The following is a 12956-nucleotide window of genomic DNA, read 5'->3' on the forward strand; positions in this document are numbered from 1 at the left end:
GGGCGGCGCCCGCGGATCGGGCCGGTGCGCGGCCCAGAGGGAATGCCTACCAGGCTCGGCGCTCGGGAGCCCGTGGGATGGCCGCTCCGCGCACGACCCGGCCCTCCCGCTCACTGTGGAGGGACTTCTCAGGCGACGGAATCGTGACGAAACGGCCCCCGAACGCGTCTCAATAGCAGCCGACGCGCACGCGGACCCCGACCGGGGCCGGGCCGCCGGTCTCACGACACAGCGAGGTCCCTCCATGCGACACACCCCCTTCGGCCGGCCCGGGCGGCCGTCATGAGCGGGTCGACGTTCACGACGGGCAGCCCCTTCGGCTCCTCCTCCGATGCGACGGGAGGCGCCGAGCGGCGCTTCGAGGTGACGGGCGTCGATCCCGAGGCGGCCTCGGCCGTCTACGCCGACGCGTACGGCGGAGGACGCTTCCGCGTCGCTCCGGGAGCCGGCTCGTTCTCGTTCCGCTATGCGTTCCGGGGGAGCGAGCGCGTCACGCTGCGCACCTCCGACTGCGCCGGCGCCCTCTCGGGCGAGGTGCCGCACCTGCGCGAGTACGTCGTCGGCTGGTTCCGCGCGGGCGGCGGCGCGCTCACCCTGCGCCCCTTCACGCGCACCGGAGCGGCGTCGGCGCCGTTCCTCTTCCCCGCCGAGCGCCACTTCGGCCTCGACTTCCTGCCGCACCGGCAGAACCTGATCCACTTCGCCCCGGCGTTCCTCGAGGACGTCGCCACGGAGTCGCACGCGGGCCCGCGCCGACCGGTCTCGTTCGATCACGAGGCCGATCCCGATCCGAGCGTGCTCGCGCGCTGGCGCACCGCGGTGTCCGAGGCGTCGTCGGCGCTGGCCGCCGCGGCGACCGCTCCGCTCGTGCGCTTCACGGCCGAGCTGAACCTCGCCCGGGCGCTGCTGGCGCTCTTCCCGTGGCGCGCGTGGGACGTGCCCGAGATCCTCCGCCGTCCGTCCGCCTCGCGGACCCGCGTGGCCCTCGACTTCCTGCAGCATCACGCCCGCGACCCGATCACCCCGGCCGACGCCGCCCGTGCCGCCGGACTGCACACGCGCACCCTGCAGCAGGCGACGCAGCGGCACCTCGGGGTCTCGCCGTCGGTCTACCTGCGCGACGTGCGCCTCGACCGCGCGCACACCGATCTCGTCGCGGGCGACCCGTGCTCGACGACGGTCGCCGCCGTGGCGCGCGAGTGGGGCTTCGGCAACCTCGGGCGCTTCGCGAGCACGTATCAGGCGCGCTTCGGCGAGAAGCCGAGCCAGACGCTGCGGAGCTGATACCGGATCGGCGAGTGGGCGCGGAACGGGCGCTGGCCCGGTCCGTGCGCCCGGTCCGCGTCCACTCGGAGACATGCCGCGCGCTGACCGGGCGCGAATCGGGGCTTCCGAAGTCCGCAGGCCCCGATCCGCGTCCAGTCGTGCCCGCACCCCCACGCTTCAGGGAACGCCGCTCACTCAGGCCGCCGGGTCCGGGCTCGCCGACGCGAACGGCTCGAACGCGTCGGCGCCCTCGTCCGCGAGCCAGGAGTAGTCGACCACCTCGTCCCCGGCCCGCCAGCGCGACGGGGTCGGCGAGTGCATCCAGTCGAGCGGCTCGATGCCGCCGGGCGTCCCGCCGTCCAGGGCCAGGCGGAGGGCGGTCGCCAGGTCGGCGTCCACGGCGTCGCTCCGGGTGGCGGGGTCGACCGAGACGAACAGGGCCGTTCCGCTGCGGGCGACGAGGTCGAGGAACTGCCGGTTGAGCGCCCAGTCGGTGCCCGGTGTGCTCGCGACGCAGTCGGCGTCGGCGGTGAAGAACGCGTCGTGCTGGGCGAGGCGGAAGGCCAGCGTGTTGACCCCGACCCGGCGGGTGCGGTCCCAGTCGAGTCCGGAGGTGTCGTCGCCGATCCGCTGGGCGTCGACGAGTCCGGCCGCGAGGTGGCCGACGACGTTGCAGCCGAGCACGAGGGACGCTCCCGCGGCGGCGTGGACGGTCCCATAGAAGGCGACGAGCGCCTCCGCCGTGGTCGACGAGGGGTCGGCGAGCGCCGGCCCGTCGCCCGGGGAGGCGCCGAAGTCGGGCCCCCAGGCGCCGAGGAGGTCGTAGGTCGAGAAGTCGTGCTTGATCAGCTCGTAGCCCCAGCCGCGGAGCCGGTCGACGTCGGCGGCGACGAGGTCGCGCACGGCACCCGAGCTGGGGTCCAGCGCCAGCGCTCCGTCGCGCGGGCCGCGGATGCCTGCGACCGAGGCGTCGCGGGTGAGCAGCGGCCGGTACCAGACGCCCGGCCGCACCCCCTCTGCGCGCAGCGCGTCGGCCGCCGCCGCCATGTCCGGGAACCGGTCGGGGCGGCCCTGGAGCCACGGACCGGGCGAGGCGGCCAGGTGGTCGGCGGTGCCGTCGGAGCTCCAGCCGTCGTCGATCACGCCGAAGGGCCGCACGGCGTGGTCGCCGACGAGATCCGCGACCATCCGCGCGTCGCGCACGACGGCGTTGATCCCGAAGTCGCGGCCGTAGGCGTAGTACCAGTTGTTCGCTCCCACCAGCGGTCCGGAGCGGCGGAGCGGATCCGCGCACAGCGCGCGCATCAGCTCCTGCTGCACCCGGAAGGGCCCGTCGCCGCCCTCGACGCGGTGCACCGTCGCCGCGTGCACGGCGCGGTCGCCCGGGCGCACGGCCGCGCCGCCGCTGCGCAGGTCGAGGGTGAGGGTGACGCCGAGCGGGTCGCACTGCCAGAAGGCGAGCGCCCCGCCCCGCACCGCGACGCCGAGTCCCTCCGTCGCGCCGGTGGCGGGGTCGTGGAGGAGCACGCTCCAGGGCAGCACGCGCTCGGGCCGGACGGACGCCCACTCCAGCTCCCCGTAGCTGCGCTCCCACGCGTCGCCCAGCACCAGGGCGCCGGCGGGCACGGAGCGGCGCCAGCGCAGCACCACGCGCGCCACCTGCCGGGTCGTCGAGACGTCGATCCGCAGGCCGTCGCCGTCGGTGCTGATCGTGACGTCGACGCAGGAGCGGGCGGCGTCCAGGAGCGCCTCACCCGGCTCCCGCTGAACTCGGACGCTGGTGGGCTCGGGAACGGACGACGCTGTCATGAAGGTTCCATCTCGATGTCGCGAAGGGTGACGGCCGACATGTCAGGACATTCTGCATGTCTGTGTACAAGGCCGAGCTACTCGTGTAGCTTTCCCTCACAAGCTACACGAGTAGCTGCTCGTATGTACTGACAAAGGAGTCACCATGACGACCTTCCCCGGCGCGCATCGGCACCGCGGATGACGGCCGCGCAGGGCGTCGCCGCACGGCCCCGGCTCACCCCGAACCGCCGCCGCGCCCGCGGCCGCGAGCTCCTCGTCGCGATCGCGTTCATCCTCCCCGCGGCCATCGGATTCGGCGCCTTCTACGTCGCGCCGACCGTCCGGGGCATCTACCTCAGCTTCACCGACTACAACCTGATGAGCGCGCCGAGCTACATCGGGTTCGACAACTACGTGCGGCTGGCCACTGATCCGCTCTTCTGGAACTCGGTGTGGGTGACGCTCGAGTACGTCTCGATCAACATCGTCGTGCAGACCGTCGTCGCCGTCGGGCTCGCCGTGCTGATGCACCGCGTGACCCAGTCGGTGGTGATCCGCGGAGCGATCCTGCTGCCGTTCCTCATCTCGAACGTCATCGCCGCGATGATCTGGTTCCTCCTGCTCGACTACCAGCTCGGACTCGTCAACAGCCTGATCGAGACGGTCGGCCTCACCCGCATCCCGTTCTTCGCCGATCAGGACTGGGCGATCCCGACGATCGCGCTGGTCAACGTCTGGCGGCACATGGGCTACACGGCGCTGCTCGTGTTCGCCGGACTGCAGATGATCCCGCCGTACGTCTACGAGGCCGCGCAGATCGACGGCTCCAGCGAGTGGCGCTCGTTCTGGCGGATCACGCTGCCGCTGCTGCGGCCCGTCCTCGCCCTGGTGCTGGTCGTGACGGTCACCGGCTCGTTCCAGGTGTTCGACACCGTCGCCGTGACCACCCGCGGCGGACCGGTGAACGCCACCCGGGTCATGCAGTTCTACATCTACCAGGTCGGCTTCGGCGAGAACGACTTCGGCTACGCCAGCGCGATCTCGGTCGTCCTGCTCGTCATCCTCGCCGGCGTCGCGCTCCTGCAGCTCCGGCTGCTGCGCGCCGACCAGTCCGACCTCGCGTGAAGAAGGAAGACCGATGACCGCCACCCTGCCGCTGAGCGATCCGACGCTCGCCGCCGCCCCTCCCGCCCCGCGCCGACCCGTCCGCCGTCGCCCCTCCGCAGGCCGGATCCTCGCCTGGGCGGCCCTGATCGCCGCGCTGTTCGTCACCCTCTTCCCCTTCTTCTGGATGATCCGCACGGCCTTCTCGACCGAGAACGCCCTCGCCAGCGACCCCACCTCGCTCCTGCCCGTCGAGTTCACCTGGGGCGCGTTCGCCCGCGTGCTCGGCTTCGCGACGCAGGAGCAGGCGATCGCGGAGGGCGGCTCCGGCGCGTCCGTGAACTTCTGGCTCTACCTGCGCAACTCGGTCGCCTACGCGACCCTCGTCACCGCCGGTCAGCTGCTGTTCTGCTCGCTCGCCGCCTACGCCTTCGCCCGCCTGCGCTGGCCGGGGCGCGACGCGGTGTTCTTCCTCTTCCTCACCGCGCTCATGGTGCCGCCGATCTTCACGGCGCTGCCGAACTTCGTCCTCATGCGCGACCTGGGGCTGCTCAACTCGTTCGCCGGGCTCGCCCTGCCGAGCCTGCTGATGACTCCGTTCGCCGTGTTCTTCCTCCGCCAGTTCTTCCTCGGGATCAGCAAGGAGATCGAGGAGGCGGCCGAGCTGGACGGCGCGGGCAAGCTGCGCATCTTCTTCCGCCTCATCGTGCCGATGAGCGTCGCTCCGCTGGCGACGCTCGGGATCCTCACCTACATCAACACCTGGAACGACTACTTCTGGCCGCTGCTCGCCGGCAACACGGAGGAGTCCCGCGTCCTCACCGTCGCGCTCGGCGTGTTCCGCTCTCAGACCCCGAACGGCAGCCCCGACTGGGCCGGGCTGATGGCCGCGACGCTCGTCGCCGCCGTGCCCGTGCTCGTGCTCTTCCTCGCCTTCGGCCGCCGCATCGTCGACTCGATCGGCTACTCCGGCGTCAAGTGACGCCCCCCGCAGACCCCATCCCCCACCTCGTGCAATGAAGCAGATAGGACCCACCACCGTGTCACGCACTCTCCGCAGAACCGCCACCGTCCTCGCCGGCGCCACCGCGCTCGGCCTCTCCCTCACCGCCTGCGTCGGCGGAGGAGGGGGTGGCGCCGCCTCGAACGACGGCGCCTCGATCGACACCAGCGCCGCCACCGGCACCGTCGAGTACTGGCTCTGGGACAACAACCAGAAGGCCGCGTACCAGCAGTGCGCCGACGACTTCTCGGCCGCGAACCCCGACGTCACCGTGACCATCTCGCAGTACTCGTGGGACGACTACTGGACGAAGCTGACCAACGGATTCGTCGCCGGCACCGCCCCCGACGTCTTCACGAACCACCTCTCGAAGTACGCCGACTTCATCGCCAACGACCAGCTCGTCGCCCTCGACGACGTGCTCGAGAAGGACGGCGTCGACGTCGACCAGTACCAGGACGGGCTCGCCGATCTCTGGGTCGGCCAGGACGGCGCGCGCTACGGCCTGCCCAAGGACTGGGACACCGTGGCCGTGTTCTACAACGAGGCCCTCATCACCGACGGCGGCTACACCCCCGAGCAGCTCGCCGAGCTGGAGTGGAACCCCGAGGACGGCGGCACTTACGGCGAGGCGATCGCCCACCTCACCGTCGACGTGAACGGCGTCCGCGGCGATGAGGACGGCTTCGACAAGGACCGCGTCGCGGTCTACGGACTGGGCCTGGACGGAGGCTCGGGCGGCGGCAACGGCCAGACGCAGTGGAGCATGTACGCCGGCAGCACCGGCTGGACCTACACGGACGAGAACCCGTGGGGCAGCGCCTACAACTACGACGACGAGAAGTTCCAGTCGACCATCGGCTGGATGGCCGACCTGATCGAGAAGGGCTACATGCCCTCCGTCGCCGCGGTGACCGGCAGCGATGTCGCGCAGACGTTCGGCGCCGGCAAGTACGCCATGACGACCAACGGCTCGTGGAACATCAACACCTTCACCTCGCTCACCGGCGTCGACGTCGGCATCGCGCCGACCCCGATCGGCCCCGACGGCGAGCGCTCGACCATGTTCAACGGCCTCGCCGACTCGATCTGGTCGGGCTCCGAGAACAAGGACGCCTCGGCCAAGTGGGTCGAGTACCTCGCCTCGGCCGAGTGCCAGGACGTCATCGGCGCCGCAGGAGTCGTCTTCCCGGCGATCCCGAGCGGAACGGACGCGGCGAAGGCCGCCTTCGCCGACAAGGGCGTCGATGTCACCGCGTTCACGCAGCAGGTCGACGACGGCACCACGTTCCTCTTCCCGATCACCGACAACGCGGCGAAGATCGCCGGCATCATGACGCCGGCCGTCGACGCCGTCCTCGAGGGGCAGGCCGACCCGTCCTCCCTCACCGACGCCGACGAGCAGGTCGACGCGCTGTTCGACTAGCGTCCGACAGGGGGACCCGGAGCACGGGTCCCCCTCACGACACCGAGGAGACCGCTGTGCTCGATCGATCGCTGCCGCGCAAGGCGCCGACCCGCAACCAGGTCGCCGAGCACGCCCAGGTGAGCACGGCCGTCGTCAGCTACGTGCTGACCGGCGCCAAGCGCGTCTCGCCCGAGAAGGAGCGTCGCGTGCACGAGGCGATCAAGGAGCTGGGCTACGTGCCCAACACCGCGGCCCGCGCCCTGCGCACGGGCCGCACGCACGTCCTCGCCCTCCTCATCCCCGACAGCAGCAACCCCTACTTCGCCGAGTTCGCCCTGCAGATCGAGACCGCGGCCGCCGAGCGCGGCTACGCCCTCCTCATCGCCAACACCCACGACGACGCCGAGAACGAGGAGCGGCTCGTCACCGAGATGGGCTCGCGCGGGGTGGACGGGCTGATCATCGCGAGCGTCCTGCAGGGCCTGCGCCCCGGCTCCTCCTCGGACGCGCAGGTCCCGACCGTCGTGATCGACGCGTTCCACCCCATCGAGGGAGCCCCCTCCATCGGGGTGGACGCGATCGGGAGCGCGGCGGAGGCGGTACGGCACCTCGTGGAGGTGCACGGCCGCCGCCGGGTCGGGCTCGTCCTCGGTGCGAGCTCCGATCCGGATCAGCGCACCGATCCCCGTGAGATCGGCTGGGAGCGCACACTCCGGGATGCAGGGCTCGAGCCCGGTCCGATCGAGATCACCGCGTGGTCCCGGGAGGGCGGGCTCGAGGCGGCCGCGAGGCTCCTCTCGGGGCCCGGGCGTCCCGACGCGGTCTTCGCGGGCTCGGACCTCATCGGCATCGGCTTCCTCCGCGGCGCCGCCGACCACGGCCTCCGCATCCCCGAGGACCTGGCGGTCATCTCCTACGACGGCACGTCGGAGTCGGCCTTCAGCGTCCCCCGCCTCACCACCCTCCAGCAGCCCGTGCGCGCCATGGCCCGCGCGGCGATCGATGCCGTCCTCCACACCGGCCCGCCGCCGAAGAGCATCACGACCTTCCCCGGCGAGCTGATCCTCCGCGAGTCCTGCGGATGCGGCGCCCACCGCGCCCCCGCCCCCTCCACGAAAGGCCCTCCGACATGACCTCTCCCCGCACGCTCGGCGTCGTGATGCGCACCGCCGGCGTCTCGCTCGTCGTCGATCTCAGCGACGACCGCCTCCCCGCCGTCCTGCACTGGGGCGCCGACACCGGCCCGCTGGACCTCGAGGCCTTCGAGGCCTTCACCGCAGCGGGGCGGACGCCCGTCGGCCCGAACGACGTGGACGAGCCCGTCCGCGTCGCGCTCCTCCCCGAGCACTGGACGGGCTGGACGGGACGCCCGGGCCTCAGCGGCTCGCGCTCCGGAGCCGACTGGTCGCCGCGCTTCACCGTCGCCTCGATCTCGGTGACCGAGGGAGGGAGCGTGTCGACGCTCCCGCAGGACGCTCCGCTGGTCGTCGCCACCGGCGCCGCATCGCTGCGGGTCAGAGCCGTCGACGCCGTCGCGGGCCTCGCCGTCGACATCGAGATCGAGCTCGACGCGTCGGGAGTCGTCCGCGCCCGCGCCGAGGTCACCAACCTCGGCGACGACGTCTACCAGCTCGACGAGCTGCTGCTGTGCCTGCCCGTCCCCGCGACGGCGAGCGAGATCCTCGACTTCGCCGGGCGCTGGGGCAAGGAGCGCACGCCGCAGCGGCGCCCCGTGGGCATCGGCGCGCACCGCCGCGAGGGCCGCCACGGCCGCACCGGCGCCGACGCCGCGACCCTCCTCTCGGTCGGAGCGCCCGGCTTCGGCTTCGCCGACGGCGAGGTCTGGGGGCTGCACACCGGCTGGTCGGGCAACCACGTGCACCAGGTCGAGCGCGTCTCGACCGGCGTGCAGCTGCTCGGCGGAGGGGAGCTGCTGCTCCCCGGCGAGGTCCGCCTGGCCGCGGGCGAGAGCTACCGGAGCCCCTGGGTGCACGGCTCGTACGCCGTCGGACTCGACGCCGTCGCGCGCCGGTTCCACCGGATGCTCCGCGCCCGGCCGGGTCACCCCTCCTCCGCCCGCCCCGTGACGCTCAACGTCTGGGAGGCGGTCTACTTCGACCACGACCTCGACGTGCTGACCGAGCTCGCCGAGCGCGCCGCCGCGCTGGGCATCGAGCGGTACGTGCTCGACGACGGCTGGTTCGGCAGCCGCCGCGACGACCGCTCCGGCCTGGGCGACTGGACCGTCTCGGGCGACGTCTGGCCCGACGGGCTGCACCCGCTCGTCGACCGCGTCCGGGCGCTCGGGATGCAGTTCGGCCTCTGGTTCGAGCCCGAGATGGTGAACCCCGACTCCGACCTCGCCCGCGCGCACCCGGACTGGATCCTGTCCACCGGCGGCCGCCTGCCCGTCGAGTCCCGCACGCAGCAGGTGCTCGACCTCGCGAACCCCGAGTGCTTCGCGCACCTCCGGGACGCGATCACGGCGATCCTCGACGAGTACGACGTCGCGTACATCAAGTGGGACCACAACCGCGACCTCGTCGACGCGGGACGTCCGCCCGGCGGGGAGGCCGGAGTGCACGAGCAGACCCTCGCCTTCTACCGCCTCGTCGACGAGATCCGCGAGCGCTTCCCCGACCTCGAGATCGAGTCGTGCTCCTCGGGCGGCGCGCGCGTCGATCTCGGCGTGCTCGAGCGGACCGACCGCGTCTGGGTCTCGGACAACATCGACCCGCTCGACCGACAGCAGATGAACCGCTGGACGACGCAGCTGATCCCGCCGGAGCTGATGGGCTCGCACATCGCCTCGGCCCTCTCGCACACCACCGGGCGCCGGCACGATCTGTCCTTCCGCGCCGTCTCGGCCCTCTTCGGCCACCTCGGCGTCGAGTGGGATCTGCGCACGGCCACCGAGGAGGAGCTCGAGGAGCTCGGCGGGTGGATCGCGTTCCACAAGGAGCAGCGCGCGCTCCTGCACGGCGGCGACCTCGTCCGCCTCGACCACCCCGACGCGACGCTCGCCGTGCACGGGGTCGTGGCGGCGGACCGCTCGGCGGCGGTCTACTCGCTCGTCTCGCTCGCCCGCTCCGAGGTGGTGTCGCCCGGCCGCGTCCGACTGCCGGGGCTCGATCCCGACGCGTCCTACCGGATCGAGCCGGTGCTCGTCGGCGGTGTCGGGCGCGGCACGACGCCCGCCGAGTGGTGGGGTCTCCGCGCGGAGCCGTCGGCCGACGCCCACGGCGCGCCGACGTGGGTGCCGCGGGGCGAGCGGATCGGCGCCGTCGTCTCGGGAGCGGCGCTCGCCTCCGCGGGGCTGATGGCGCCGCTGCTGCACCCCGAGCACGGGGTGGTCTACACGGCGACGCGGGTCTGATCGCGCGGCCGCCGCGACCGGCTCGCTCCGATCGCGGCGGCTGCGGGTGACAGCGCGAGGGTTCTCCTGTATGTTCATATGTAAGTACATGGCGGGTCGCAGAAGCACGGCGCCCACCCCCTCGACAAGGAAGTTGTACAGCGACGTATGACCGAGCACACTCCCTTCGACCTGATCACCATCGGGCGCTCCGGCGTCGACATCTACCCGCTCCAGGACGGCGTGGGTCTCGAGGACGTCGAGACCTTCGGCAAGTACCTCGGCGGCAGCGCGGCGAACGTCACCGTGGCCGCCGCGAAGCACGGCCTGAAGTCCGCCATCATCACCCGCACGGGCGACGACCCCTTCGGCCGCTTCGTCTCGCGCGAGCTCGAGCGCCTGGGCGCCTCCGCCGAGTTCGTCCGCACCGTGTCGGGGCTGAACACCCCCGTCACCTTCTGCGAGATCTTCCCGCCGGACGACTTCCCGCTCTACTTCTACCGGGCGCCGAAGGCCCCCGACCTGGTCATCACCGTCAACGAGCTCGACCTCGACTCGATCGCCCGGGCCCGCATCTACTGGTCCACGGTCACCGGCCTCTCGGAGGATCCCAGCCGCACCGCGCACCACACGGCCTGGGAGGCGCGCGGCCGCCGACCGCTCACGATCCTCGACCTCGACTACCGGCCGATGTTCTGGAAGTCGCCCGAGATCGCCCGCCGCGAGGTGTCCCGCGCGCTCGAGCACGTGAGCGTCGCCGTCGGCAACCGCGAGGAGTGCGAGATCGCGGTCGGCGAGACCGACCCGCACCGCGCCGCCGATGCGCTGCTCGACCGGGGCCTCGACCTCGCGATCGTCAAGCAGGGCCCGCGCGGCGTGCTCGCCAAGACCCGCGACGAGACCGTCGAGGTCGCCCCCTACGCGGTCGAGGTGGTCAACGGCCTCGGCGCCGGCGACAGCTTCGGCGGCGCCCTGTGCCACGGCCTCCTGCAGGACTGGTCGCTCGAGGAGGTGCTCCGCTTCGCCAACGTCGCCGGAGCGATCGTCGCCTCGCGACGCGAATGCTCGACCGCCATGCCCTCGACCGACGAGGTCGCCGAGATCGTGAGGAGCATCGCCGATGTCGCTGCCTGAGACCCTCGCCGCCCTCGATTTCGAGACGCTGCGCGAGATCCGCACCACCGCCCCCGAGACCGTGCTGCCCCGCGTCCGCGATCGCGTCCGCCGTCCGCTGCTCGCCGAGGACGGCCGCCTCTTCATCGTCGCCGCCGACCATCCGGCCCGCGGTGCGCTCGGCGTCCGCGACGACCCGACGGCGATGGCCGACCGCTACGGGCTGCTCGCCCGCCTGGTCACCGCGCTCGAGCGGCCGGGTGTGGACGGCGTGCTCGGCACGCCCGACATCATCGAGGACCTCGCCCTGCTGGGCGCCCTCGAGGGCAAGGTCGTCGTCGGATCGATGAACCGCGGCGGCCTCAAGGGCGCCCGCTTCGAGATGGACGACCGCTTCACCGGGTACGACGTGCCCGGCATCGTGGCGGCCGGGATCGACTTCGCGAAGCTGCTCCTCCGCGTGAACCTCGGCGACTTCGCAACCGCGGCCACCATCGAGGCGTCGGCCCGCGCGGTCGACGCGGCGGCGGCGGCCCGCGTGCCGATCATGCTCGAGCCGTTCCTCAGCCGCTGGGCGAACGGCGCGGTGCAGAACGACCTCTCGGCGGAGGCGGTCATCACCTCGATCGCGATCACCGCCGGGCTCGGCAACACGTCCGCCTACTCCTGGCTCAAGCTGCCCGTCGTGCCCGAGATGGAGCGGGTGATGGCGTCGACGACGCTGCCCACCCTCCTGCTCGGCGGCGATCCCTCCGGCAGCCCCGACGAGACCTACGCCTCGTGGGAGGCGGCGCTCGCGCTGCCCGGAGTCCGCGGCCTCGTCGTGGGCCGCACCCTGCTCTACCCGCCCGACGGCGACGTCGCGGGCGCGGTCGACACCGCCGCCGCGCTCGTGCACGGCTGACACCTCCCCTTTCGAGAAGAGAAGAAGGAACATGTCCGAAACCCTGGGAACCGAACCGATCCACGCGCTCGCCGTGGTGCCGCACTGGATCGACGGCCGCGAGTCGCCGTCGACCTCCGGCCGCACCGCTCCGGTCTTCGACCCGGCGCTCGGAGTCGCGACCAAGGAGGTCGCGCTCGCCGATGACGCCGAGATCGAGGCCGCGATCGCCTCCGCGAAGGCCGCGTTCCCCGCGTGGCGCGACCTGTCGCTCGCGAAGCGCCAGCAGATCCTCTTCACGTTCCGCGAGCTGCTCGAGGCCAAGAAGGGCGAGCTGGCCGAGATCATCACGTCGGAGCACGGCAAGGTCGTCTCGGACGCCCTCGGCGAGATCACGCGCGGCCAGGAGGTCGTCGAGTTCGCGACCGGGCTCGCGCACCACCTCAAGGGCGAGTACTCCGAGCAGGTCTCGACCGGCGTCGACGTCTACTCGACCAAGCAGCCGCTGGGCGTCGTCGGCATCATCTCGCCGTTCAACTTCCCGGCGATGGTGCCGATGTGGTTCTTCCCCATCGCCATCGCCGCCGGCAACACCGTGATCCTCAAGCCGTCCGAGAAGGACCCGACCGCCGCGATCTGGCTCGCGAAGCTGTGGAAGGAGGCCGGTCTCCCCGACGGCGTCTTCACGGTGCTCAACGGCGACAAGCAGGCCGTCGACGGGCTGCTCACGCACCCGGACGTCCGCTCGATCTCCTTCGTCGGATCCACTCCGATCGCCCAGTACGTCTACGAGACCGGCACCAAGCACGGCAAGCGCGTGCAGGCCCTCGGTGGTGCGAAGAACCACATGCTGGTGCTGCCGGATGCGGATCTCGACCTGGTCGCCGACTCGGCGATCAACGCCGGCTTCGGCTCCGCGGGCGAGCGCTGCATGGCGATCTCGGTCGTCGTCGCGGTCGAGCCGGTGGCCGACGAGCTGATCACGAAGATCCAGGACCGCGCGTCGCAGCTGCGCATCGGCGATGGGCGTCGC

The 12956-nt window shown here is 72.1% G+C and carries 10 protein-coding genes; 9 read left to right on the top strand and 1 reads right to left on the bottom strand.

Features of this window, described 5'->3' with window-relative positions; all coding sequences use genetic code 11:
* Positions 1-282 precede the first annotated feature (282 nt).
* The gene (locus ASF46_RS18565; RefSeq protein WP_056868989.1) at positions 283-1284 is read left to right on the top strand and encodes a helix-turn-helix transcriptional regulator; all 1002 of its coding nucleotides are present in this window, start codon (positions 283-285) and stop codon (positions 1282-1284) included.
* Between the two features lie 177 nt (positions 1285-1461).
* Here the strand turns inward: ASF46_RS18565 and ASF46_RS18570 are convergent, their stop codons facing one another.
* A complete protein-coding gene (locus ASF46_RS18570) occupies positions 1462-3075 on the bottom strand; it encodes a hypothetical protein (protein WP_157602794.1) in 1614 nt (537 codons plus the stop codon).
* 180 nt (positions 3076-3255) lie between these two features.
* Here ASF46_RS18570 and ASF46_RS18575 point away from each other — a divergent pair, with 180 nt between their 5' ends.
* From ASF46_RS18575 to ASF46_RS18610, 8 genes are all read left to right on the top strand, one after another.
* Entirely contained in the window at positions 3256-4182 is a 927-nt protein-coding gene (locus tag ASF46_RS18575) for a carbohydrate ABC transporter permease (RefSeq protein ID WP_056868990.1), read from the top strand.
* A 13-nt stretch (positions 4183-4195) separates the two neighbouring features.
* A complete protein-coding gene (locus ASF46_RS18580; RefSeq protein WP_056868991.1) occupies positions 4196-5143 on the top strand; it encodes a carbohydrate ABC transporter permease in 948 nt (315 codons plus the stop codon).
* A gap of 58 nt (positions 5144-5201) precedes the next feature.
* Positions 5202-6590: an ABC transporter substrate-binding protein gene (locus ASF46_RS18585; RefSeq protein ID WP_235577024.1), complete on the top strand. Its 1389-nt coding sequence runs from the start codon at positions 5202-5204 to the stop codon at positions 6588-6590.
* Between the two features lie 56 nt (positions 6591-6646).
* Positions 6647-7705 carry a LacI family DNA-binding transcriptional regulator gene (locus ASF46_RS18590; protein WP_056868993.1) on the top strand — a complete coding sequence of 353 codons (1059 nt, stop codon included), beginning with the start codon at positions 6647-6649 and terminating at the stop codon, positions 7703-7705.
* Positions 7702-9948 carry an alpha-galactosidase gene (locus tag ASF46_RS18595; RefSeq protein ID WP_056868994.1) on the top strand — a complete coding sequence of 749 codons (2247 nt, stop codon included), beginning with the start codon at positions 7702-7704 and terminating at the stop codon, positions 9946-9948. The genes ASF46_RS18590 and ASF46_RS18595 overlap by 4 nt, the downstream gene beginning before the upstream one ends.
* A gap of 147 nt (positions 9949-10095) precedes the next feature.
* Positions 10096-11061 (top strand): 5-dehydro-2-deoxygluconokinase, encoded by a 966-nt coding sequence (gene iolC, locus ASF46_RS18600; protein WP_056868995.1) that lies wholly within the window; start codon positions 10096-10098, stop codon positions 11059-11061.
* Entirely contained in the window at positions 11048-11944 is an 897-nt protein-coding gene (locus ASF46_RS18605) for a hypothetical protein (protein WP_056868996.1), read from the top strand. The genes iolC and ASF46_RS18605 overlap by 14 nt, the downstream gene beginning before the upstream one ends.
* A gap of 31 nt (positions 11945-11975) precedes the next feature.
* A partial coding sequence (locus tag ASF46_RS18610) for an aldehyde dehydrogenase family protein (RefSeq protein ID WP_157602797.1) occupies positions 11976-12956 on the top strand: 981 nt, incomplete at its 3' end.

It is taken from the genome of Rathayibacter sp. Leaf296, from assembly GCF_001423045.1.
In the GTDB taxonomy this organism is placed as follows: Bacteria; Actinomycetota; Actinomycetes; order Actinomycetales; family Microbacteriaceae; genus Rathayibacter; species Rathayibacter caricis.

Coding starts and splice junctions, on each gene's coding strand:
- ASF46_RS18565 (WP_056868989.1), top strand. CDS start 283: ATGAGCGGGTCGACGTTCACGACGGGCAGCCCCTTCGGCTCCTCCTCC.
- ASF46_RS18595 (WP_056868994.1), top strand. CDS start 7,702: ATGACCTCTCCCCGCACGCTCGGCGTCGTGATGCGCACCGCCGGCGTC.
- ASF46_RS18605 (WP_056868996.1), top strand. CDS start 11,048: ATGTCGCTGCCTGAGACCCTCGCCGCCCTCGATTTCGAGACGCTGCGC.
- ASF46_RS18580 (WP_056868991.1), top strand. CDS start 4,196: ATGACCGCCACCCTGCCGCTGAGCGATCCGACGCTCGCCGCCGCCCCT.
- iolC (WP_056868995.1), top strand. CDS start 10,096: ATGACCGAGCACACTCCCTTCGACCTGATCACCATCGGGCGCTCCGGC.
- ASF46_RS18570 (WP_157602794.1), bottom strand. CDS start 3,075: ATGACAGCGTCGTCCGTTCCCGAGCCCACCAGCGTCCGAGTTCAGCGG.
- ASF46_RS18575 (WP_056868990.1), top strand. CDS start 3,256: ATGACGGCCGCGCAGGGCGTCGCCGCACGGCCCCGGCTCACCCCGAAC.